An 823-nucleotide genomic window follows, 5' to 3' on the forward strand; every position below is an offset into this window, starting at 1 on the left:
GTCAGCCGCATCCGCACCACGTTTGGTGCCGAACTCGCGGTACGCGATCTCTTCGAGGCGCCCACCGTCGCCGGCCTCGCCACCCGTCTCCAGCACGCAACCGGGGCGCGTGCGGCGCTGGTGCCGGTGGAGCGGCCCGAGCGGGTACCGCTGTCGTACACACAGCGGCGGCTGTGGTTCCTCCACCAGCTGGAAGGACGGAGCGCGACCTACAACGTGCCGATGCCACTGCGGCTGACCGGTTCACTGAACGTCGAGGCACTACGTGAGGCCATCCACGACCTCACCGACCGGCACGAAACCCTGCGCACCGTCTTCCCGGAGAGCGACGGGACGCCCTACCAGCACGTCCTGCACGGCGACGCCGCCCGCCCGGCCATCGACATCGTCCCCGTCGACGAAGACGACCTGGACGCAGCCGTCGACCAGGCCATCACCCACACCTTCGACCTGACCAAGGACGTGCCCCTGCGCGCCTGGGTCTTCACCCTCACCCACGACGAACACCTCGTCCTCCTCCTGGCCCACCACATCGCCAGCGACGGCGCCTCACTCGCTCCCCTCACCCACGATCTCGCCATCGCCTACGCGGCCCGCCGTGACGGCGCCGCCCCGCAGTGGGCGCCGCTGCCGGTGCAGTACGCGGACTACACCCTCTGGCAGCGCGAGGTGCTGGGCGACGAGAGCGACCCGGACAGTGTCATCTCCCGCCAGATCGACTACTGGCGCAGCACTCTGGCAGGACTCCCAGAGCAGTTGGAACTGCCCACCGACCGGCCCCGTCCCGCGATGGCCAGCCACCAGGGCGACAGCGTGCCGTTCA

1 protein-coding gene is annotated in these 823 nt (G+C 70.0%); it reads left to right on the forward strand.

Going from position 1 to position 823, the window contains the following annotated elements:
- Positions 1-823, forward strand: an 823-nt coding sequence (locus M8I34_RS41125) for a condensation domain-containing protein (protein WP_250058169.1), incomplete at both ends; no start/stop codon positions are given.

The sequence above is a fragment of the Streptomyces sp. MCA2 genome, assembly GCF_023544705.1.
Taxonomy (GTDB): domain Bacteria; phylum Actinomycetota; class Actinomycetes; order Streptomycetales; family Streptomycetaceae; genus Streptomyces; species Streptomyces decoyicus.